Source organism: Aminobacter sp. P9b, from assembly GCF_045345995.1.
In the GTDB taxonomy this organism is placed as follows: domain Bacteria; phylum Pseudomonadota; class Alphaproteobacteria; order Rhizobiales; family Rhizobiaceae; genus Aminobacter; species Aminobacter niigataensis.
Map to the genome: position 1 here is coordinate 2586647 of NZ_CP150082.1, position 22144 is coordinate 2608790.

General features: G+C 63.0%; 23 protein-coding genes and 2 tRNA genes. 14 read left to right on the top strand and 11 right to left on the bottom strand.

Annotated elements, in window-relative coordinates; translation table 11 throughout:
- Positions 1–2: 2 nt before the first annotated feature.
- Positions 3–704, top strand: coding sequence for a DnaA regulatory inactivator HdaA (gene hdaA, locus WHT83_RS12760; protein ID WP_406871363.1), 702 nt, complete (start codon positions 3–5; stop codon positions 702–704).
- A gap of 3 nt (positions 705–707) precedes the next feature.
- Here hdaA and WHT83_RS12765 read toward each other — a convergent pair whose 3' ends face one another.
- From WHT83_RS12765 to WHT83_RS12800, 8 genes are all read right to left on the bottom strand, one after another.
- Positions 708–986: a hypothetical protein gene (locus tag WHT83_RS12765; RefSeq protein WP_108608667.1), complete on the bottom strand. Its 279-nt coding sequence runs from the start codon at positions 984–986 to the stop codon at positions 708–710.
- 61 nt (positions 987–1047) lie between these two features.
- Positions 1048–2157, bottom strand: coding sequence for a helix-turn-helix transcriptional regulator (locus tag WHT83_RS12770; protein WP_406871364.1), 1110 nt, complete (start codon positions 2155–2157; stop codon positions 1048–1050).
- A gap of 226 nt (positions 2158–2383) precedes the next feature.
- Positions 2384–3022, bottom strand: a complete 639-nt coding sequence (locus WHT83_RS12775) for a 2-dehydro-3-deoxy-6-phosphogalactonate aldolase (protein ID WP_406871365.1) — start codon at positions 3020–3022, stop codon at positions 2384–2386.
- 12 nt (positions 3023–3034) lie between these two features.
- A complete protein-coding gene (locus WHT83_RS12780) occupies positions 3035–3985 on the bottom strand; it encodes a 2-dehydro-3-deoxygalactonokinase (RefSeq protein WP_406871366.1) in 951 nt (316 codons plus the stop codon).
- 43 nt (positions 3986–4028) lie between these two features.
- A complete protein-coding gene (locus tag WHT83_RS12785; protein ID WP_108608663.1) occupies positions 4029–5309 on the bottom strand; it encodes a TRAP transporter large permease in 1281 nt (426 codons plus the stop codon).
- Positions 5306–5851, bottom strand: a complete 546-nt coding sequence (locus tag WHT83_RS12790) for a TRAP transporter small permease (RefSeq protein WP_406871367.1) — start codon at positions 5849–5851, stop codon at positions 5306–5308. The genes WHT83_RS12785 and WHT83_RS12790 overlap by 4 nt, the downstream gene beginning before the upstream one ends.
- Before the next feature lie 82 nt (positions 5852–5933).
- On the bottom strand, positions 5934–6938 hold the full coding sequence (locus tag WHT83_RS12795; protein ID WP_406871368.1) for a TRAP transporter substrate-binding protein: 1005 nt from the start codon (positions 6936–6938) through the stop codon (positions 5934–5936).
- Between the two features lie 74 nt (positions 6939–7012).
- Positions 7013–7186, bottom strand: coding sequence for a hypothetical protein (locus tag WHT83_RS12800; RefSeq protein ID WP_406871369.1), 174 nt, complete (start codon positions 7184–7186; stop codon positions 7013–7015).
- A gap of 209 nt (positions 7187–7395) precedes the next feature.
- Between WHT83_RS12800 and araD the strand changes: the two genes are divergently transcribed.
- From araD to WHT83_RS12815, 3 genes are all read left to right on the top strand, one after another.
- A complete protein-coding gene (araD, locus tag WHT83_RS12805) occupies positions 7396–9177 on the top strand; it encodes an L-arabinonate dehydratase (protein ID WP_406871370.1) in 1782 nt (593 codons plus the stop codon).
- 11 nt (positions 9178–9188) lie between these two features.
- The gene (locus WHT83_RS12810) at positions 9189–10106 is read left to right on the top strand and encodes a dihydrodipicolinate synthase family protein (protein ID WP_406871371.1); all 918 of its coding nucleotides are present in this window, start codon (positions 9189–9191) and stop codon (positions 10104–10106) included.
- Between the two features lie 115 nt (positions 10107–10221).
- Positions 10222–10935: a FadR/GntR family transcriptional regulator gene (locus WHT83_RS12815; protein WP_406871372.1), complete on the top strand. Its 714-nt coding sequence runs from the start codon at positions 10222–10224 to the stop codon at positions 10933–10935.
- A 174-nt stretch (positions 10936–11109) separates the two neighbouring features.
- Here the strand turns inward: WHT83_RS12815 and WHT83_RS12820 are convergent.
- Positions 11110–11186: transfer RNA gene (locus WHT83_RS12820), tRNA-Pro, on the bottom strand.
- Between the two features lie 158 nt (positions 11187–11344).
- On the opposite strand from WHT83_RS12820, the gene WHT83_RS12825 reads away from it, so the two are divergent.
- The 5 genes from WHT83_RS12825 (at position 11345) to WHT83_RS12845 (ending at position 14874) form a co-directional block, all read left to right on the top strand.
- Positions 11345–11650 (top strand): ETC complex I subunit, encoded by a 306-nt coding sequence (locus WHT83_RS12825; protein ID WP_183262132.1) that lies wholly within the window; start codon positions 11345–11347, stop codon positions 11648–11650.
- Between the two features lie 44 nt (positions 11651–11694).
- Positions 11695–11771: transfer RNA gene (locus tag WHT83_RS12830), tRNA-Arg, on the top strand.
- Positions 11772–12326: 555 nt separating this feature from the next.
- A complete protein-coding gene (locus WHT83_RS12835) occupies positions 12327–13820 on the top strand; it encodes an ammonium transporter (RefSeq protein ID WP_406871373.1) in 1494 nt (497 codons plus the stop codon).
- Between the two features lie 29 nt (positions 13821–13849).
- Positions 13850–14089, top strand: a complete 240-nt coding sequence (locus tag WHT83_RS12840) for a hypothetical protein (RefSeq protein ID WP_108608656.1) — start codon at positions 13850–13852, stop codon at positions 14087–14089.
- A 161-nt stretch (positions 14090–14250) separates the two neighbouring features.
- On the top strand, positions 14251–14874 hold the full coding sequence (locus WHT83_RS12845; protein WP_406871374.1) for a helix-turn-helix domain-containing protein: 624 nt from the start codon (positions 14251–14253) through the stop codon (positions 14872–14874).
- A gap of 67 nt (positions 14875–14941) precedes the next feature.
- On the opposite strand, the gene WHT83_RS12850 is transcribed toward WHT83_RS12845, so the two are convergent.
- Together WHT83_RS12850 and WHT83_RS12855 are read right to left on the bottom strand one after the other, a co-directional pair.
- A complete protein-coding gene (locus tag WHT83_RS12850; RefSeq protein ID WP_406871375.1) occupies positions 14942–15451 on the bottom strand; it encodes a cupin domain-containing protein in 510 nt (169 codons plus the stop codon).
- A gap of 90 nt (positions 15452–15541) precedes the next feature.
- Positions 15542–16714 carry a cystathionine beta-lyase gene (locus tag WHT83_RS12855; RefSeq protein WP_183262127.1) on the bottom strand — a complete coding sequence of 391 codons (1173 nt, stop codon included), beginning with the start codon at positions 16712–16714 and terminating at the stop codon, positions 15542–15544.
- Positions 16715–16883: 169 nt separating this feature from the next.
- On the opposite strand from WHT83_RS12855, the gene WHT83_RS12860 reads away from it, so the two are divergent.
- The 5 genes from WHT83_RS12860 (at position 16884) to WHT83_RS12880 (ending at position 22125) form a co-directional block, all read left to right on the top strand.
- On the top strand, positions 16884–17594 hold the full coding sequence (locus WHT83_RS12860; protein ID WP_183262124.1) for a phosphatase PAP2 family protein: 711 nt from the start codon (positions 16884–16886) through the stop codon (positions 17592–17594).
- 257 nt (positions 17595–17851) lie between these two features.
- Positions 17852–18880, top strand: coding sequence for an amino acid ABC transporter substrate-binding protein (locus tag WHT83_RS12865; RefSeq protein ID WP_055979263.1), 1029 nt, complete (start codon positions 17852–17854; stop codon positions 18878–18880).
- Between the two features lie 63 nt (positions 18881–18943).
- The gene (locus WHT83_RS12870) at positions 18944–20134 is read left to right on the top strand and encodes an amino acid ABC transporter permease (protein WP_108608651.1); all 1191 of its coding nucleotides are present in this window, start codon (positions 18944–18946) and stop codon (positions 20132–20134) included.
- A gap of 9 nt (positions 20135–20143) precedes the next feature.
- Positions 20144–21298 carry an amino acid ABC transporter permease gene (locus tag WHT83_RS12875; protein WP_108608650.1) on the top strand — a complete coding sequence of 385 codons (1155 nt, stop codon included), beginning with the start codon at positions 20144–20146 and terminating at the stop codon, positions 21296–21298.
- A gap of 23 nt (positions 21299–21321) precedes the next feature.
- Entirely contained in the window at positions 21322–22125 is an 804-nt protein-coding gene (locus WHT83_RS12880) for an amino acid ABC transporter ATP-binding protein (protein ID WP_055978835.1), read from the top strand.
- The last annotated feature ends 19 nt before the right edge of the window (positions 22126–22144 follow it).

Sequence of the window (22144 nt, forward strand, 5' to 3'; positions counted from 1 at the left end):
ACGTGTCGCGCGAGCCCCAGAAACCGCGCCAGTTGCCGCTCGACCTTGGCCATTCGCCGGGCTTCTCACGCGACGACCTCGTCGTCTCAGCGGCCAATGCCCAGGCCGCGTCGCTGATCGACCGATGGCCGGCATGGCCGGCGCCCGTGGTCCTGCTGGCCGGTCCTGCGGGATCGGGCAAGACGCATCTTGCCGCGATCTGGCGCGAGCATGCCGGGGCTTTCGAACTGTCCGCTTCCGACATCTCCACCCATGTCGGCGACATCGGCGCAACGCCGGTTCTGATCGACGACGCCGACCAGGGCAGGCTCGACCAGGACGGCCTGTTCCACCTCATCAATACCGTGCGCGGCGCTGGCTCCCACCTTTTGCTGACGGCGCGCAGCTTTCCTGCCGCCTGGGGTGTCACCCTTCCCGACCTCGCCTCGCGCCTGAAAGCGGCGGCGACGGTTGAGATCGAGGAGCCGGACGACCTGCTGCTGGCAGGCGTCATCACCAAGCTGTTCGCCGACCGCCAGGTCGAGGTCGACCCGCATGTCGTCCAGTTCCTGGTGCGGCGCATCGAGCGGTCGCTGTCGACGGCCATTCGCGTGGTCGACCGCCTTGACCGTGCAGCGCTGGAGCAGAAGACCCGCATCACGCGCACGCTTGCCGCCGAGACGGTCGGTGCGTTCGATGCCGGGCAGGGCGAACTGGGAGTCTGACCGTCAGGCCAATCGCGAGTAGAGCGCCTTTGCGCCGAGCAGAACGGCGAGGATCGTCGCATTTGAGGCGAGGCCGACGAGTATTGATGTCGGAGTATCTACAGCGCTGTTCGCACCGATGCTGAAAGGGATCAGCACGGCAACGAAGACGATGCCCAAGGCGATCGGAATCCAGCGGTTGAGCGTTTGCGCGGTGTTTGCGGCGGTCAGCACCAGTGCGATCAGCAGGCCGATGCGGAACGGGTCGATGAGCTGCGCGAGATAGATGTCGAGATACGGCACTTTTGTTCCTCCCCGAACTAGATGCGCAGGTCAGCGACCAGCTGTCGAGTAAGCCTATGGTCTAGCCGTCCTTCACGGAGCCGCAAGGCAGCGTCACCCCGAGCAGCAGGCGGACCAGGGCCGATTGCTTGGAAACGCCGGATTTGGCGAAGATCGAGCGCAGATGCGAACGCACGGTCTCCCTCGCGATGCCGAAATCGTTGCTGATGGCATCGATCGACCGGCCATCGGCGAGCGCCGACGCGATTCGCGCCTCGCTCGGCGTCAGGTCGAACAGTGCTTGCAGCACATTGGCCGGCGGCGCGCCGGGGCCGGGCAAGGGCATGATGACGAGGATGCTGTGGATGCGGCTGAACAGATCGTGCGCCGAACCGCGCACCGGCAGGAGATGGGCGACGCTGGAAGGCTTGCCGTCGCGGCCGGTGATCGGAAACGACTGAACGATGCCGCGCCGGGTGCCGGCGGACAATGCTGTCAGCGCCGTCTCAAGCAGCGCGTCGGCCTTCTTGTCCGTGATCCGGGCGCGGTCGGTGCCGTCCTGGATGGTGGCCGGTATCAGCTCGTGCATCAGTCCGTTGCAGGCCAGCAGTTGTCCGTGCGCGCCCAGTACCGCCGCCGGCAGGCCCAGGGCCTCAAGCGCGTCGGCGCCGGCATGTGCTTTTTCGAGACCCATGCGGGCGCTGACCATGGCGGCGCGTGCGAGGTGCGGCCGCATCCGGTCGAGCGAATCGACATAATGCCGCTCGAAGGGACCTCGAACCGTCCGCCGCTCCAGGTTGAAGGACAGCACATCCCCCGTTGGAAGCGGGATGTGGGTACCTGCGGCCCAGCCCATGCCTCTCGGACGCAGGAAGTCGCGGTAGATGGGCTCGCTCTCCAGTTCCTCCTCGGTAAAGGCATCGAGGTCGGTGATGAAACCGGGGTAGGCGAGGGCCGAGGCTCGTGCGGCGCGCGCGTTGACGACCATCCAGCCTTCGCGCATGAACGCTTCGACATGCGCTGCGACCGCTTCCGAGGCGGTAAAGGCCGACGCGCCTTGGCTGATGGTGAACAGATAGCCGCCCATGCCCTCGACGGCATGCGCGAGGCCGTCGAGCAATGTCGGCCACTTCTCCGGTACGAAGGAAGCCTCGTAGATCTGGTCGATGAATTTCTCGGAAAGTTCCGGCAATCGTTCACTACTCCCACCCAAGTAGAACGATAGCATCAGGCTTGCGGACGGCAAACTCTGCGACAGGTGCCCAAATGTCGCAAGCGTGGTATTCGCGGATTTGATCGGCGGATTTTGCGGGAGCACGGCACGCGATTTCTGCGGATTACATCCGCCATACGGTCACGTGCCGGAGAGTTGCAGCAAGGCGGGCCGGGATGCCCGGCCGCCCGTCAGTGCATGGCCTTTAGTTGCTGGCTGCTGCCTTGTCGTAGGCCGCGATCAGCCGGCGGGCCTTGTTACGCACAGTCGTTGCGTCGTCACCCGGGGCATAGAGGTTCGACCCCATGCCGAAGGTCGACACGCCGATCTTCCAGAAGTCTGCGAAGGACGCTTCGGAGACGCCGCCGACGACACCGACGATGGTGTCGGCCGGCAGGATGGTCTTGATCGCCGCGATCCCGCTTGTGCCGAGCACGCTGCCGGGGAAGAACTTGAGCGCCGACGAGCCGCACTTGACCGCAAGCAGCGCCTCGGTCGGCGTGAAGACGCCGGGCATGGTCAGCATCTTGTGCTCCGACGCACGCGCAATCACCGACGGTTCGATGTTCGGGCTGACCACCAGGCGGCCGCCCGCATCAGCCAGCCGATCGACCTGTTCGGCGGAAAGTACGGTGCCGGCGCCGATCACGCACTTGCTGCCGAACGCGTTGGCTGCCCTGCGGATCGAGGTGTAGGGATCTGGCGAGTTGAGCGGGATCTCGATCAGTTCGAACCCTTCCTCGACCAGCGTGCCGACGATCGATTCGGCTTCCTCCGGCTTGATGCCGCGCAGGATGGCGACGAGCGAGCGTTGCAGTTGCGGCCAGGCGATGATTGAGGCCATGTCTTTGTTTCCTTATGCCCAGATTGAATGCGCGGCCAGATAGAGGCCCTGGCGAACGGCGTGGTCGGCGTCGACGTGCTTGACGTTCAAACCGACGCGCTGGAGCGCCACCCGATAGAGATCGGCCACGGACCCCGAGGCCACCAGGGTGACGTCGGTGTGGTCGGGAAAGTTCTGCCTGGCGGCCAGCACCTCGGCTCCGATCAGCAGGCCGGAGAGGTGTGCTGCGCCATCGCTCTTGGCCTCGAAGCCCAGCAGTTGCGCGGCGCGGACGCCGAAAAGCCGGCTCAATGCCAGGCAGGGATCTGCGACACCCTTGTCGAGTGCGTTGAGGAAAGCCGGCGCGTCGGCGCCGAACTTAACGTCAGCCTCGATCGCGAAGGCAAGGGTGGAGTGCTTGTTGAGCAGGCCGAAGAGTTCGCCCGTCATCAGGGTCGCAAATCGTCTCAGCCAGCCATCCTCGAGCACCACCCATTTGCTATGGGTACCCGGCATGCAGACGAGCTGGCGCGCGACACCGTCGCCGAGCCCGAGAAGCTGGGTCTCTTCGCCGCGCATCACCTCCGGTGCCAGCGGGTCGCGCTGGGCGACGCCAGGCAGGATGCGGATGTCAGCAAAACCATTCGCTACGCTGACGGCCCTGGCTGCAAAGTCGGTGAGGCGCGTCGGCGCGTCGACATAGGGCGCCTCGACCCAGCCTTGGCGCGCCCCGGCCATGCCGCAGATCAGGATCGGCGGGGACGCGGGGGCCGCCAACTTGCCAAGGTGCGCCTGCAGGACCGGCTCGAATCCCGACGTCACGCAGTGCGTCATGCCTTCGGGCCCGCGGCTTTCAGCCAGCACGCTGCCGTCCCGGGCCAGAAGCCAGGTGCGGAAGCTGCTGGTGCCCCAGTCGACCGCCACGCAGAAGGCATCCTCCTGCTGCGCGGGCGATGAGATGGCTGTGTCTTGTGCATTGCTCATGCTGGGAACCCTCGGCATTTTTTCGGAAGAAGCGTGGCCGGCGTCACTGGCTCATCCAGCGCATCGGCGCCATCACAAGTTCAGGGAACAGCACGAGCAGGAACAGAACCACGGTCTCGGCCAGCAGGAACGGCCAGATGCCCTTCATCAGCTTGCCCATCCGCATGTTGCCGACGCCGCACACGACGTTGAGCACGGTGCCGACGGGCGGGGTGATCAGCCCGATCGCGTTGTTCATGATGAACAGCACGCCGAAATAGACAGGGTCGATGCCGGCCTGCTTCAGAACCGGCACCAGAACCGGAGTCAGGATCAGGATGGTGGGCGCGAAGTCGAGCGCGCTGCCGACGATCAGCACCAGCACCATCAGCACCAGGATGAGCAGCATCTGGTTGTCCATGATCGGCTCCAGCAGCGCGACCATCTGGGCTGGCATGTTGGCCGCCGCGATCAGCCAGGCCGAGACCGAAGCCGCAGCCACGAGGAACATCACCACCGAGGTGGTTTTCGCGGCGTTGAGCATGAGGCCGTAGAGCTGGCCGAACTTCAGTTCGCGATTGACGAACAGGCCGATGATCAGGGCGTACACGGCCGCCACGACTGCAGCTTCGGTCGGCGTGAAGAAGCCGAACTTGAGGCCGCCGATGATGATGACCGGCAACATCAGGCCCCAGAAGCTCTCGAGCGTGAGGCTAAGCCGCTCCCTTAGTGGCGGCTTGGGAGCCACCTCGATCTTGTCCTTGCGCGCGACGTACATCCACGTCAGCAGCAGCGACGTACCCATCAGGATGCCAGGCACGATGCCGGCGAGGAACAGCTTGGAGATCGAAACCTGGGCCGCAACGCCGTAGAGGATCATGCCGATCGACGGCGGGATGACCGGGGCGATGATGCCGCCGGCAGCGATCAGGCCGCCGGAGCGGTAGGGATCGTAGCCGGCCTGCCGCATCATCGGCAGCAGCACCGCAGCCAGAGCTGCGGTATCGGCAACGGCCGAACCGGAGAGCGATGCCATGACGACGGCAGCGCCGATCGCCACGAAGCCCAGGCCACCGCGCAGGTGTCCCACCCAGGCCATTGCCATGTGGATGATGCGCCGGGTGATGCCGCCGGCGTTCATGAATTCGCCCGCCAGCATGAAGAACGGCACGGCGAGAAGCGGGAAGCTGTTGGCGCCGTCCCACATGTTCTGCACGATGATCTGGGGGTCGGTCATGCCCATGTGGAACATCAGGGCCAGGCCCGAGACGATGAGGGCCAACGCGACCGGCATGCCGATCGCCATCGCGGCGAGCAGGGAAACGACGAAGATAAGGATGGTCATGACTTGCGCGCCGCCTCAACGCTGGAATCGACGTCATGCATGCCTTCTTCCTCGACCTGAATGAGTTCGTCGTCGCGGACTTGGCCGCGCGCGAAACGAACCAGATTGTGGATGCAGAGCGCAGCCATCAGGGCGCCGGTCACGAGCGTTACGTCGTAGACCCAGCTCATGGGCAACTGCATGACGGTGGAAATGGTGCTGGCGTTGATCTCGTGCTGCATGAAGGTGCCGACGAAGATGTAGACGCTGCAGACGAAGATCAGGATCTGGGAGATCATCCAGCATAGCCGCCTCCACCTGATAGGCAGCGCCAGAACGACGGTGTCGACGCCGAGGTGCCGGTTCTCCCGCATCGCCACCACGGCGCCGATGAAGGTCAGCCAGATGAAGAGGAAGCGGGGGAGCTCTTCGGAGATGTCGATGCCGGTGTTGAACCCGGCGCGCAAGATGACGTTGCCGAGCACCATCACGAACATGCCGGCCATGCAGACCACCATGACGGCTTCAAGCAGGTGAAAAAATCTGTCTACCAGACGCGGCATTGTTCGGACCTCCCGAATGGATCAGGGACACATGCAGTGATGCCGCAGGCATTCCCGCCTGCGGCATCACTTGGCTTGTGCGTCAGTTGGCTGCGCCCTTGCGCGCGGTTTCGACGGCGGCCGTGAACTCCGTCACGAAGTCGGCGCCGACCGAGGCGGTGTATTTGTCGACCACCGGCTTGACGATTTCGCGCATCTTGGCGAGTTCGGCTTCCGGCATCGCATCGATCTCGACACCGGTTGCCTTGAGCTGGTCGGTGATCTTGCCGTCGTTTTCGGCGATCAGCTTGGCCTGGTAGGCCGAAGCGTCGGCAGCAGCCGTCATGACCGACTTGCGGTCAGCTTCCGACAGGCCTTCGAACCAGGTCTTGGAAGCGACGATGGCCACCGGCGAATAAACGTGGTTGGTCATCGTGATGTACTTCTGCACTTCGTAGATGCGGTTGGCGTAGATGTGGGCCAGCGGGTTTTCCTGGCCGTCCAGCGCCTTGGTCTCGAGCGCCGAGAAGACTTCCGAGAAGGACATCGTCACGGCGTTGGCGCCGAGTGCCTTCCAGGTGTCGAGAGCCACCGGGTTCTGCATGACGCGCAGCTTCAGGCCCGAAATGTCGTCGACCGACTTGATCGGCTTTTCGCCGTTGGTCAGGTTGCGGAAGCCGAATTCGCTCCAGGCGAGACCGGTCAGGCCGATTTCCGACATGCGGTCCAGCATCTTGCGGCCGATCGGGCCGTTCAGCACGGCGCCGGCTTCTTCGCGATTGGCAAACATGAACGGGAAGTCGAAGATCTGGACTTCCTTGATCTTGCCGGAAAGCGGCGCGACGCCGCCGATGTAGAGTTCGAGCGTGCCGCTCTGTGCAGCCTGCAGCATCTTGTCGTCGCCGCCGAGGATGCCGCCGTCGAAGACCTGGATCTCGACGCGGTTTTCGGTCGCCTTAGCGACGTCTTCGGCGAACTTCTTCATGGCGACGGCCTGCGGGTGCTCTGCCGGCATGCCATGCCCGAGGCGGGCGGCCGATGCCTGGCCGGCGAGGCCGATGAGGCTGACGGCTGCAGCCAGCGTGAATGCGAGCGCTTTGAGACGCATGTTAACTCCTCTCTTGGGTTTTGATTTCGGGCGATGACCGGGGTGGTGGCGGGATTGCGCCATCCCCGATTGGATCAACTCATAGGCCTGGGCGATTGCGCCTTGCGGCGCGCGACCGTGTGCCGCGCCCGAGCCGTTGAGCATTCATTCTGGCCGGCGGAAACGGCGGGCGCCGACAGTTCGATGCCGCGGACCGCAATGCCTGCGATCGCCGCATCTCCGGCATTCCACGAAACGAACTCGGTCACGCGCCCTCCCAGGCAAACTGGATGCTCTTGACGCCCCAATAACTCCGATTATAAGAGAAAACAAGACTGATTGCTTGACTGCTTGTGGGATCGAGCGTCGCATGCGTCGGCTCAAGGGAGGGCAGCGCGAGGAGGAGTGCCGGCACGCTTGCCGGGGACATCCATCGCCGTCATCCCGCAGTTCCGGCGTCTGCGCGAGCGGGCCAAGAATGGCCGCAGGCGCGTTCAAGCCATCGGTGCCGCACGGCACCGATCAACAACGGGATAGACAAGACGTGACACGGAAATTGCGTTCTCAGGCCTGGTTCGGAGGCTTCGGCAAGGATGCCTTCATCCACCGCAGCTGGATGAAGAACAACGGCCTGCCGGACGATGCCTTCGACGGCCGCCCGGTGATCGGCATCTGCAACACCTTCTCCGAACTCACGCCTTGCAACGCCCACTTCCGTGGGCTCGTCGAGCACGTCAAGGCCGGTATCCTCGAAGCCGGCGGCCTGCCGCTCGAGTTCCCTGTCTTCTCCTGTGGCGAATCGAACCTGCGCCCGACCGCGATGCTGTTCCGCAATCTCGCCTCGATGGATGTCGAGGAAGCCATTCGCGGCAACCCGATGGACGGCGTGGTGCTGATGGCCGGCTGCGACAAGACCACGCCGTCGCTGGTGATGGGCGCGGCTTCTTGCGACGTGCCGGCGATCGTCGTCTCCGGCGGGCCGATGCTCAACGGCCGCTTCCGCGGCAAGGCCATCGGCTCTGGCACCGACGTCTGGAAATTCTCCGAGGACGTGCGCGCCGGCGTCATGACCGAACAGGAATTCGCCGCCGCCGAGAGCGCCATGTCGCGCTCGCCCGGCCACTGCATGACCATGGGCACCGCCTCGACCATGGCGTCGATGGTGGAATCGCTCGGCCTGGCCCTGCCGGGCAACGCCGCCTATCCGGCGGTCGATGCGCACCGCGCTCGGCTCGCCCGCCTTTCGGGGCGGCGCATCGTCGAGATGGTCAAGGAAGACCTGCGCCTGTCCAAGATCCTCACGCTCAAGGCCTTCGCCAATGCGATCCGCATCAACGGCGCCATCGGTGGCTCGACCAATGCCGTCGTCCACCTGCTGGCGATTGCCGGGCGCATCGGTGCCGAGCTTTCGCTGGACGACTGGGATCGCTACGGCCGCGACATCCCGACCATCCTCAACCTGATGCCGTCCGGCAAGTTCCTGATGGAAGAATTCTGCTACGCCGGTGGCCTGCCGGCTGTGATGAAGGAAATCGCCGACCTGCTCGATCTTGACGCCCTGACTGTGACCGGCAGGACGGTGGGCGAAAACATCGCCGGCGCCGAGAATTTCAACGACGAGGTCATCCTGCCGCGCGACAAGGCGCTGACTTCGCAGGGCGGCATCGCCGTCCTGCGCGGCAACCTTGCCCCCAATGGCGCGATCCTGAAGCCTTCCGCCGCGTCGCCCGAATTGATGCGCCACCGCGGCCGCGCCGTCGTCTTCGAGAGCATCGAGCACTACAAGGCACGGGTCGACGACCCGGCGCTCGACATCGACGAGACCTGCGTGATGGTGCTCAAGAATTGCGGCCCCAAGGGTTATCCGGGCATGGCCGAGGTCGGCAACATGGCGCTGCCGCAGAAGCTACTGGAAAAGGGCGTGCGCGATATGGTGCGCATTTCGGACGCGCGCATGTCGGGCACCGCCTTTGGCACCGTCGTGCTGCATGTCGCGCCCGAAGCGGCTGTCGGTGGCCCGCTCGCGCTGATCGAGGACGGCGACATGATCGAGCTCGACGTCGAGAACCGCCGCTTGCATCTCGAAGTGTCGGACGAAGAACTTGCCCGCCGCCGTGAGCGCTGGACCCCGCCGGTGCCTGACATGCAGGGTGGCTATCAGAGCCTCTATGTCGAGCGCGTCATGCAGGCCGACCGCGGTGCGGACCTCGACTTCCTGGTCGGCTGCCGCGGCCACGACGTGCCGCGCGAAAGCCATTGAGGGAGATGCCGATGTCCCGTTTTCCGGTAGCCGAGATGCACGGCATTCACGCTATTCTCTACGCGTTGTTCGATGAGCAGGAGCGGCTCGACCGTGACGCGATGCGTCGTCAGGTCGAGGTTTGCCTGTCGGCTGGTGTCCACGGCATGGCGGCGCTCGGGCTTGCCACCGAAGTGTCCAAGCTGACCGAAGCCGAGCGCCGCACCGTCATGGACTGGATCGCCGAAGACACCGGCGGCCGGGTGCCGCTGGCGCTGACCATCTTTGGCTCGTCCGTCGCCGAGCAGATCGCACAGGTCCGCCACGCCGAAAGCGCCGGTGCCGACTGGCTGATCCTGCAGCCGCCGATGGTCGGCCAATATGGTGCGGCCGAATACATCCGCTTCTTCGGCCGCGTGGCGGAGGCGACCGATCTGCCTGTCGCCATCCAGAATGCGCCGGCCTTCATGGGCCGCGGGCTGAGCTCGACTGAAATCAGCGATCTCGTGCGCCAGCATCCGAACGTCCAGTTGGTGAAAGGCGAGGGGCCGGTGGTCGACATCGCCGGCCTGGTCGAGGCGACCGGCGGCAAGCTGCCGATCTTCAACGGCCGGGCCGGGCTGGAGATGCTCGACAATCTGCGCATCGGCTGTCGTGGCCTGATCCTTGCGCCGGATTGCATCGACTATGCGGTCGCAGCCTATGACAGCTTCCGCGCGGGTGATGAAGACGGTGCGCTTGCGACTTATCGCAGGATGCTTCCGGCTGTCGTCTCGACCATGCAGGGGCTGGAGAACCTGCTGTGCTACGGCAAGCGTCTGTTTGCCCTGCGCACGGGATTGACCGTCCATGATCGCGGCCCCGCGCTGCGTCCGAACGCGACCGGGCTTGCGATGATCGATCGCTTCGCCGCCGACCTCGGGCCTCTGCAGCGCAGGACCATCGCGTAAGCGCTGGTTGAATTGCCGCAAATGCTGTGAATTATGACAGCGCGCCGACGAGATTTCCGGCGCGCTGTGCCGTGCCGGCTGTTACGGCCAAAAATCCATGTCGGGACCGGGTGCCATGACCAAGCCAATGCTGATGCAGGAACGCGGCTTGCCGGCGCAGATCGCCGCCGAGATCGGCCGCCGCATCACGCGCGGCGATCTCAAGCCGGGCGACATGCTGCCGAAGGAACTGGAACTGCTGTCGAGCCTGCAGGTCAGCCGCACGACGCTGCGCGAGGCGCTGAAGATCCTGTCGACCAAGGGATTCATCGAGGCCAAGCCGCGCATGGGCACGCGAGTACTGCCGGCCGATCGGTGGAACACGCTAGATCCCACCGTCCTGTCATGGCAGGACGATTCCGAAAGCAGCGAGACGCTTGCCGAGGAACTGTTCGAGATTCGCCTGTCCATCGAGCCGATGGCCGCCGGCTTGGCCGCGCGTCGCTCGACCGCTGCCGACCGGGCCGGCATTCGCCGCGCCTTCGAGGCGATGTCGCGCCAGTATGACGACGAACGGCAGTCGGTCGAGGCCGACATTGCCTTTCACCTGCAGATCATCCAGGCCGCCCACAACCGCTTCCTGCTGCCTGTTTCGTCGGTGATACGCGCCGCACTCACCGTGAGTATCCCCAAGACGATGCGCGCCTTCGGTGGCATAGGCCACTCGCTGTCCATGCATGAGGCGATTGCCATCGCGATCGAGGCCAAGGATGAGGCGGGCGCGGAGGAAGCCTCGCGCAAGCTGATCCAGGACACCTATCAGCGCAATTTCAAGTCCCCGAAGACCTGAGGCTGGCGAGAGCCGCATTGGTCTCTCCCGGTTGCGGCCGCGTCCTTTGCAGCCGTCCATATCCAGCGCTGATCGCCAACGAGCTAGGGACGAGCGGCGTCGCGCTGTTGCGCGCGGTGCCTTCTGGCAGTCGAGCGTTGACTATGTATGGCGGGGGGATTGCAAGGTCTTGAATGGTCGGAGTGGAGAGATTCGAACTCCCGACCCTCTGGTCCCAAACCAGATGCGCTACCAGACTGCGCTACACTCCGAAATCACATTTCGACGCCGTGCCTAGTGGCTTCCGCTCGACATGGCAAGGGCAAAAAAGCGGAAACCGGCTTTCGCCTTGCAGCAATGACGATTGCGCAGTAAATGACGGGCGCATCTGGATGTCCGCGCACGCTGCGGACTCACGAGTGAGGGAATTATGTCCGCGCGAATTTTCAGCCCCGCCAAGACCGCCATGCAGTCGGGCAAAGCCAAGACCGGGCACTGGGTGCTCGAATTCGACGCCGAGAAGCCGAAGAAGATCGATCCGCTGATGGGCTACACCAGCTCCGGCGACATGAGGAGCCAGATCCGCCTGACCTTCGAGACCCGCGAAGAGGCGGTGGCTTACGCCGAGCGCGAAGGCATCGCCTTCCGCGTGCAGGAGCCCAAGGAAGCCAAGCGCCGGCAGATTTCCTACTCCGACAATTTCCGCTATGACCGCAGGACGCCCTGGACGCACTGACGACCTGAGGCATGGTCATGCCGGCCTGACATGGGCCGGCCAGCGGTCCCGTAGCTCAGTTGGATAGAGCACCGGCCTTCTAAGCCGATGGTCACAGGTTCGAATCCTGTCGGGATCGCCAATCTATTTTCAGCCGCTGATTCCATGGAAGTTTTCGGCCTGCCCCCCGCCGCCTTCATGGCGGCCGCTCGATTTCCGGGCAAGGTTGCAACGTTGATCACTTCAAGCGCGGCAGCAGTCCGGCCTGGAGGCGATCCTGCAGCAGCAATTGGCGCTCGTGTTGTAGCCCGTCGAAGGCGCGATCCGTCTGCCTTTGGATGTGCGAAGTAGGCATCCCCTGCCAATTCCAAAATAATCAGTACTGACCAGTTGATTTCCACTGATAGGAAAGTAAACTTCCTATCGTGCAGGACGACCTGCGCCTCGATACACACCAAGGGACGGCCCTTCTCTTACGCTGACGTAAGGAGGCCGTCGCGTATCGTTCGGAAGCGGTTCTGACGCTTTGGGTGCGTGTCCAATGCCTCGCTCGCGATGGCATTCTTCTGAAGTCTAGCGTCCATCACTTCCGTCAAATGACCATGAATAGAGCTGTGGCTGGCCGCGTCATCGAGCCGAGCAAGCCATAAGTCATTTCATGTGTCCGCCGCCGCCCTGGGGAGGAGCTGTTCGACCATTGCGCCATGCGCTTGGTCGACGGGCCGACTGTTGTCTGTCGCCCATAGAAATAGAAATGTCAGGGGACCATATGAACAACGAACTAACTGCTCTAACGACAATTTTTACAGAGTTTTACTATTGGGTCACTGTCGTCATGATGTTTCTCATCCATGCCGGCCTGCTCGCCTATGAATTCGGCGTGACCCGCCCCAAGAATCTCAATCAGACTTTGGTCCGCCACACGATGAGTCTGGCACTTGTGACCGTCACCTGGTTCCTGTTTGCCTGGTGGATCTACTGGGCGTTCAACAACGGGCCGTTTCTTTTCGGCGGCGTCATATCCAATGCGGCAACGGCTGCGGCACTGCCTTGGGCAGAGCAGATGGGCCCCAATTTCCAGGACAACATACAGGGCGTTTTCTGGGCGGCATTCCTGCTGTTTTCGTGGGTGATGAGCGCCATCCTTTCTGGGGTGGCGATTGAACGGGTACGAACCGGCGCCTTCATGATCCTGTCCGTCCTGGTTGGATCGATCACCTGGATCTGGCATGCGTCCTGGGGCTGGAACGCCACGGGCTGGACGACGCAGTTGCTCGGCTATCACGACGCTTACGCATCGGGAGTCATTCATGCCATCGCCGGCGGTGCCTGTCTGGCTTTGACGATCGTGCTGGGACCTCGCATCGGCAAGTTTGGTCCAAACGGCGAGGTTCGGGAAATCAAGCCGCACAACTCCTTCCTGTCGGTCCTTGGCCTGTTCATCATCTACACGGGGTTCTGGGGCTTCTATGCGGCGTGCAACATTCCGATCGTCGATGTGAGCCGCGACGCCGAAACTGTCCGCTTCGCTGCGACGACGATCTATGGAACGCCCACGACGCTCTCGGCCATCACCTTCAACTTCCTGATGTCGCTGGCTGGTGGTCTGATGGCGGCTTACGTGGTCAGCCGCGGCGATCCGTTCTGGACGCTGTCCGGGGGCCTTGCCGGCATCATCGCTGCCTCGGCGGGTAATGATCTCTACCATCCGCTGATTTCAATGTTCATCGGCGCGTCCGGCGCGGCGATCGCGTTCAAGCTTCACCATTATGTCGAGCGCCGATTCCGCATCGACGATCCGGTCGGGGCTATTGCGGTTCACGGCTATGCAGGCGTTTGGGGGCTCATCGTCTGCGGTTTCGTCCTGTGGGGTTATCCCGCCGCACCAGCCGCGCCCGATGTGCAGAACTGGGCAGGCTCGGTTGGATGGCTGGGCACGACGCCGGCGGGAGATCCGGCGATCAATCCGATTGGCATGATCATCGGTGCGGTTCTCACCTTCGGGCTGTTTGGCTTTCTTGCCACCTGGGTGGTGGCCAAGGTGCTGCAGCGCATGGGCATCCTGCGTGAACCGTTCGAAGTGGAACTGGCAGGCGCCGACACCTGGCATAACCGGGACATCTATCCCTACGGCGCCGGCGTGGTCACCGAATTCGAAGCGGTTGAGCGCAACGAAGCTGCGCGTTTCTGACTGTCAACCAATTGGAGGAGACCCAAGCTATGGAAACCGGACTGACTGACTGGACCAATCTCGACACCATCGGCGCCTTCTACCCCTTCCAGGGGTTCGAATGGCTGCTGGTGGCAGCCGCCGTCTGCTTCTGGCTCTGGTGGCACTATCGCTGCATCGTCGATGAGGACCGGGAAATGCGGGAAGCGGCGGAGTATTACCGCCGTCACGGCATCACGCGCTGCATCTCGGCGGATGGCAAACCGCGACGGCCGCCCGAATCGGTCTGAGGAAGCAAAACACGCCCAGCGGAATTGTCTGCTGGGCGTATGGCGCCAACGGCGTGCGTTACCGCCGGGCGGCGCGCTCGCGGTTCAGTCCACCCTTTTGACCGGCCGCCTAGGCCACGGCGCAAAGAGGCTACGCATTGCCAACAGCGAAAGATGCCAAGATGTTTACGTCGGTTTCGCCGGACCAGAGCCTGGATGTTGCCAACGAACCCGGCGAGGATCGGCTGCAGCTAGCAATTGGAATGGAAGTGCGCGCCTGCCGCAAGCGTCTTGGCATGACCGCAGCCGATCTCGCAGGTGTCGCTTGCATCTCCGTCGGCATGATGTCGAAAATCGAAAACGGGGTGATTTCCGCGTCGTTGGGCACACTCCAGGCGCTGTCGCGGGCGCTTGATGTCCCGCTCACGACGTTTCTGCGCCGTTGCGAGTACGAGGAGAACGCCGTCTTCGTCCCTGCCGGGGACGAAATTGCGGTTGAAAAGTGCGATAACCGTGCTGGCCACCACTACAAGCTGCTTGGCTATTTTGACTCCCAGCCGAACAACTTGACGGTAGAAACCTACCTCTTCACCATGGACCGGGAGACGGACACCCTTCCATCGTTCGAGCATTTCGGAATGGAGTTTCTCTACCTGTTGGAGGGCGAGATGACCTACCGGATCGGCTCTAAGCGTTATGTCATGGGGCCCGGTGACAGCCTGCACTTCGCAGGCCATTCGCCACATGGGCCGGAGCAGTTGGGACGGCTGCCGGTCCGTTTTCTGTCCGTAATTTCGCATAGATAAAGCGCGCCACCGTACCGGATCTGTTCGTGTTCCTGGCCAGCCATCTTTTCTTGACGCTGGCCAATTTTCAACGCTTGGACCGCAACCGGTCGGGCACTCCGTCATGGTCGCTGAGGATCCGCTGAGGCGCGTCGTCCCACCAGTCGTCGCGCATTGCCTTGCGCTCGGGATTGACGGGATAGACGATGCGGTTTTCGGCCTTGGCGGTCTCGCCGACCACCAGAAGCCGCACCTCGGCATCTGTGTTGTTAAGGAAGCTGTGCGCCAGTCCGGTGCCCGCGGGAAAGCCGACGGAATCGCCCGGCTTCAGGCGATGCAGGAGGCCATCGAGCCAGACGTCGGGCTCACCCTCCAGCACGTGGACGAACTCCTCCTCCAGACTTTCGGCGTGAGGGAACGACGTGCGCCGGCCCGGCGGCAGCCGGACATGGTGGATGCCAAGCCGCTGCAAGCCGAAATGAGTGGCAAGCGGCGCGCCGAGGGCCCGCAACTCGTCAGTACCGGAAAAGGTCTCGCCGTCGGGGCGCTCGACTTCGGTCCAGTGGGCGATCTCGGCGGGGCGGTCGGACGTGGTCATGCTCTTCCTCGCGGAATTTCAATCTGTCCTTGTCGCGTCATGCCTCAGGCTGTCGTCTGGTGCTGGCTCGGCATCGAGAGCCTGATGGCTTCACTCCGCCGCGTTGGCGGCTTGCAGCCCGGCCGCAATATCTTCCTTGAGGTCGGCGACATCTTCAAGCCCGATCTGCAGGCGGATGATCGGGCCCTCATAAGGGGTGACCACCTTGCGGTCGCTGAGGTTGACCGGCACAGCCAGGCTCTCGAAACCACCCCAGGAATAGCCCAGGCCGAAGATCTCGAGCGCGTCCAGGAAAGCGTGTGCCTTGTTCTGGCCGCCGCCGGACAGCACCACGGAGAAGATGCCGCTGGAGCCGCCGAAGTCGCGCTTGAACAATTCATGGTCGGGGTGGCTTTCGAGCCCTGGGTGCAGCACGCGGGCCACGCCCGGCTGGCCTTCGAGCCAGCGCGCGATGTCCAGCGCGCTCTTTTCGTGATGGGCGAGCCGGACGCCCATGGTGCGCAGGCCGCGCAGCACCTGGTAGACGTCGTCGGGACCGGCGCAGCAGCCAAGCGTGAAGAACGCCTCGCGAAGCCTGGGCCAGCAGTCGGCGTTTGCCGAAACCGTGCCGCTCAGCACATCGGAATGGCCGGCGGGGTATTTGGTCGCCGCGTGGATGGTGACGTCGACGCCGAAATCGAGCGCCTTGAAATAGAGCGGCGTGGCCCAGGTGTTGTCCATCATGACGATCGCGCCGGCGGCATGGGCTGCCTTTGATATGGCGGGGATATCCTGGATCTCGAATGTGTTCGAGGCGGGCGATTCGGTGAGCACCACCTTGGTGTTCGGCTTGATGAGGGCGGCGATGCCGGCGCCGACATGCGGATCGTAGTAGTCGACCTCGACACCGAGACGCTTGAGCATGGTGTCGGCGAAGTGGCGCGTCGGGTGGTAGACGGAATCCGTGATCAGGATGTGGTCGCCGGCCGAGAGGAAGCCAAGCAGGGGGATGGTGACGGCCGCAAGCCCCGAAGGCACGGCGATGGTGCCGGCCGAGCCTTCCAGTTCGTCGATGGCCGCGCAAAGGGCATCCGTCGTCGGCGTTCCGCGGGTGCCATATGTGTATTTTTGAGCACGCGCCGCCATCGTTGCAGCGTTGGGATAGAGAACCGTCGAGGCGTGGACGACCGGCGGATTGACAAAGCCATGAAAGCCGTGTGGATCGTGGCCGGAATGCGCGAGCCGCGTGTTGACGCCTTTGATCCTGCCGTTGTCTCGAGTCATGAATCCGCACCCTTTCAGCGAAGACGCCAGCCATAGTGCGCCGACTGGGCCGGCGCAACCGCCGCGGCCCGCCGTTCGGCTGGGCCAGATCTGGCCGGCTGGCCATTTCGGGCGCCTCGCTGAAACGGTGTCGGTTTCCTGGCGCCGGATCTGGCGGGATCCCGTCGGCTTGAACGAGCCGGTATGGACGCGCGAACTGACATGGCTGGTGTCAGTCGGTGCGGTGGCTGCCCTCTTGCTGTTCGTGGTCGACGCGCGGGTCATGGACTTCATACTGTCCAACCGCAACCAGCTCACACGCTGGCTTGCACAGGCGAGCCAGGCCGGCAAGTCGGAGTGGTACCTGGTCCCGGCACTGCTGGTTTATCTGGTGACGGCAACCGCAGACTGGAGAAACTCAGGCTATCGCGTCAGGGCTAGACTCGTTTCGTGGTTCGGCCAGGCGGCGTTCCTGTTCGGCTCGATTGCCATCACCGGCATCGCCGTCAATCTGGTGAAGATCGTTATCGGGCGCGCGCGCCCCTCGATGTTCGGCGAACTCGGTGCCTACCATTTCGACCCGTTCGTGGTGAGCAAGTATTTCTCGAGCTTTCCCTCGGGGCATTCGACGACGCTCGGCACCGTTGCCGCCGTCCTGATGATCTGGTTTCCGCGCCAATGGCTGCCGATCGGCCTCGTCTGCCTGATGCTGTCCGCCTTCCGCGTGCCGGCCGCGGCCCACTATCCCTCGGATGTCGTGGCGGGCTTCCTGTTCGGCTTCGTCCTGACCGTCGTCATGGCGCGCTTTCTTGCTGCCCGCCGTGTCGGGTTCCGGCCGAGGCCCGGAAAGATGCTGCCGGCAGCAACCGGGATGCGGCAGAAAAGGCTGCCAGCCGCCTGAGCGTTGAACAACTGTTCAATGCGCTTTGAAGCTGCGCGACAAGGCCGGACTAATACTAAAGGCGGAGCCGGCGGCGGCAGGCCTTTATTGCTTGACCTAACAAGAATTATCGCCTTCGATGGCATTTGTGAACCGGACTGCAGCAAAGCGCACCGGCAAGGTGCGCAATCCGGATATGGGCCGGATAGGGGATGCTGAGTTCACACATTAAAAAGACAGGCAACAGCCTGGAAAAAACAGAAAAGGGTTCGTGGGTCATGAAATACATCATTTCAGGCATTCTCGGGGCTGCTGCGCTCGGCCTTATGGCGACTGCCGCTTCGGCCGGCACGCTCGAGGACGTCAAGGCTAAGGGGTTTCTGCAATGCGGCGTCAGCACCGGCCTGGCCGGTTTTTCGGCGCCGAACGACAAGGGTGACTGGCAGGGTCTGGACGTCGATTTCTGCCGCGCCGTGGCTGCTGCGATCTTTGGCGACGGCACCAAGGTCAAGTTCACGCCGCTTTCGGCCAAGGAGCGCTTCACGGCACTTCAGTCGGGCGAAATCGACATGCTGTCGCGTAACACCACCTGGACCATCAATCGCGATACGGCACTTGGCCTGAACTTCGTCGGCGTCACCTATTATGACGGCCAGGGCTTCATGATCAACGCCAAGAAGCTGCCGGGCGTGAATTCCGCTCTCCAGCTGTCGGGCGCCGCCGTCTGCGTGCAGACCGGCACGACGACCGAACTCAACCTCGCCGACTACTTCAAGGCGAACAAGATGGAGTACAGCCCGGTCGTCTTCGAGAAGCTGGAAGAAGTCGACGCTGCCTATGACGCCGGCCGTTGCGACGTCTACACCACTGACCAGTCGGGTCTCTATGGTATCCGCCTGAAGCTCAGCTCGCCCGACGATCACGTCGTGCTGCCCGAGATCATTTCCAAGGAGCCGCTCGGACCTGCCGTACGCCAGGGCGACGACAAGTGGTACCACATCGTCAAGTGGGTCTATTTCGGTCTGCTGACCGCCGAGGAACTGGGCATCACCCAGGCCAATGTCGAGGAGATGAAGGCATCAGGCAATCCCGAGATCAAGCGCGTCCTCGGAACTGAAGCGGACACCAAGATCGGTACCGATCTCGGCCTCGGCAACGACTGGGTCGTCAACATCGTAAAGGCCGTGGGTAACTACGGCGAAGTCTTTGAACGCAATGTCGGCCAGGGCAGCCCGCTGAAGATCGCCCGCGGCATCAATGCGCTCTGGACCAAGGGTGGACTGCAGTACGCGCCGCCCATCCGCTGATCCGAAGTCTCGTCCGGAAGGCAGATCTTCTGCCTTCCGGTTACTCTTTCAGAGGGACTTCCGATGGCTACGCAGGACATACCCCAAGACGTAGGGGGCGGCCGCGCGTCGCTTTTCTACGATCCGAAGGTGCGCGGCATCTTCTTCCAGGTCCTCGTGATCGTTGCGCTTGTGGCGTTCGTCTACTGGATCATTGGAAATACCGTCGAAAACCTGAAGCGCGCCAATATTGCTTCGGGTTTCGCCTTTCTCAACGGCCGCGCCGGATTCGACGTCAGCGATACGCTGATCGCCTTCGATTCGGATTCGACCTACAGGCGCGCTTTGCTTGTCGGCTTCATCAACACCTTGGTTGTGGCTGCCGCCGGCATTGTCACCGCTTCGATTCTGGGCTTCCTGATCGGCATCGGCCGGCTGTCGCACAACTGGCTGATCCGCAAGATCTGCACGGTCTATGTCGAGCTGTTCCGCAACATTCCGCCGCTGCTCGTCATCTTCTTCTGGTATTTCGGCGTGCTTTCGGTGCTGCCGCTGCCGAAGGAGAGCATCGAACTGCCCTTCGGCTCCTTCCTCAATAGCCGTGGCTTCTATTTTCCGAAGCTGGTCTGGGGCGACGGGTCGATGCTGGTCCCGGTGGCGCTGCTGCTCGGCGTTGCCATGTCCTGGTTCGTCGCCCGGCGTGCCAAGCAAAGGCAAATGGCCACGGGCGCGACATTTCCCGTGTTTTGGACGTCGCTGGCGCTGATCGTCGGCCTGCCGTTCCTGGCCTTGGTCGCGACTGGCTTTCCGCTCAGCTTCGACTTTCCGCAGAAGTCGACGTTCAACCTGACCGGCGGCCTGCAAATCAAACCGGAATTCCTGTCGCTGTACCTTGCCTTGTCGTTTTATACCGCAGCCTTCATCGCCGAGATCGTCCGCGCGGGCATCCGGGGCGTCAGCAGCGGACAGAGCGAGGCGTCCGCCGCACTTGGCCTCAGGTCCGCGCAGGCGCTCAGGCTGGTGGTGGTGCCGCAGGCGCTGCGCATCGTCATTCCGCCGCTGACCAGCCAGTTCCTCAACCTGACCAAGAACTCGTCTCTGGCGATCGCCATCGGCTATCCGGACCTGGTTGCGGTCGGCGGCACGGTGCTCAACCAGACGGGCCAGGCCATCGAGATCGTCGTCATCTGGATGGTCGTCTATCTCGGTCTCAGCCTGATCACGTCAGCCTTCATGAACTGGTTCAACGCCAAGATGGCGCTGGTGGAAAGGTAGGAGGCGGGCATGTCGCAAGATATCGGATACGTCCGCACCGAAATGGCGCTGCCGCAGCCGGCGCCGCTTCGCGAGCGTGGGCCGCTGGCCTGGATGCGCAAGAACCTGTTCGCCAACCCGTTTGATTCGGTGTTGTCGATCGTGGGGTTTTTCATCGTGGCGATGATCGTGCCGCCGCTGTTCAACTGGGCCATCGTAAATGCCCAGTGGACCGGCACCGATCGAACGTTCTGCGCCACCGTGGCGCAGGGCGGCATCCAGCCCGACGGCTGGTCGGGCGCCTGCTGGGCGTTTGTCAAGGCAAAGTTCGGCCAGTTCATGTTTGGCCGTTATCCCCTGGACGAGCGCTGGCGCGTCATCCTGGTGGCGATCATGTTCGTGGCACTGCTGGTGCCGCTGCTGGTTCCACGCATCCCGCGCAAGGGGCTCAATTCTGTCCTGTTCTTCCTGGTGCTTCCGGTCGTTTCCTACTTCCTGCTGATCGGTGGCGTGTTTGGCTTGCCGCATGTCGAGACCCCGCTCTGGGGCGGTCTTCTGGTGACGCTTACGCTGTCCTTTGTCGGCATCGTGGTCTCACTGCCTTTCGGCATCCTGCTTGCGCTCGGTCGGCGCTCCAAGATGCCGGTTGTGAAGATGCTCTGCGTCATCTTCATCGAGACGGTGCGCGGCGTGCCGCTGATCACGGTGCTGTTCATGGCAAGCGTCATGCTGCCGCTGTTCCTGCCGGCGGGCGTCTCCTTCGACAAGTTCCTGCGCGCGCTGATCGGCGTGTCGCTGTTCGCTTCGGCCTACATGGCCGAAGTCGTGCGCGGCGGCCTGCAGGCCATACCCAAGGGGCAATATGAAGGCGCCGACTCGCTTGGTCTCAGCTACTGGCAGAAGATGGGCCTGATCGTGCTGCCGCAGGCGTTGAAGCTGGTCATTCCCGGCATCGTCAACACCTTCATCGGCATGTTCAAGGACACCAGTCTGGTCTACATCATCTCGATGTTCGACCTGCTCGGCGTCGTGCGCCAGAACTTCTCCGATGCGGCCTGGGCTTCGCCGCAGACTCCGGCTTCGGGGCTTGTCTTCGCAGCTCTTGTCTTTTGGATATTCTGCTTCGGCATGTCGCGCTATTCTATTTTCATGGAGCGCCGGCTCGACACCGGGCATAAGCGATAACGAACAACAAAAGGGAACGGCCCATGGCCATCGAAAACGCAGTCAGCGCCGACGAGATCAAGGTTGATCGGGCGAAGATGCATATCTCGGATACCGATGTCGCCATCGACATCGTCGGCATGCACAAGTGGTATGGCGAATTCAACGTGCTGAAGGACATCAATCTCAGGGTCATGCGCGGCGAGCGCATCGTCATCTGCGGTCCGTCCGGCTCGGGCAAGTCGACCATGATCCGCTGCATCAACCGGCTGGAGGAGCATCAGAAGGGCAAGATCATCGTCGACGGCAAGGAACTGACCAACGATCTCAAGAAGATCGACGAGGTCCGTCGCGAAGTCGGCATGGTGTTCCAACACTTCAACCTGTTCCCGCACCTGACCATCCTCGAGAACTGTACGCTGGCGCCGATCTGGGTGCGCAAGACGCCGAAGAAGCAGGCCGAGGAGCAGGCGATGCACTTCCTGCGCCGGGTCAAGATCCCCGAGCAGGCCAACAAGTATCCGGGCCAGCTGTCCGGCGGCCAGCAGCAGCGCGTGGCGATTGCGCGGTCGCTGTGCATGAACCCGCGCATCATGCTGTTCGACGAGCCGACCTCGGCGCTCGATCCGGAAATGATCAAGGAAGTGCTGGAGACGATGGTCGGCCTCGCCGAAGAGGGCATGACCATGCTGTGCGTGACCCACGAGATGGGTTTTGCCCGCAAGGTCGCCAACCGGGTGATCTTCATGGACCAGGGCCAGATCGTCGAGGAGAACACGCCGGGCGAGTTCTTCGACAATCCGCGCCACGAGCGCACCAAGCTCTTCCTCAGCCAGATCCTGCACTAGGCTCGGCTGGAAAATTCCG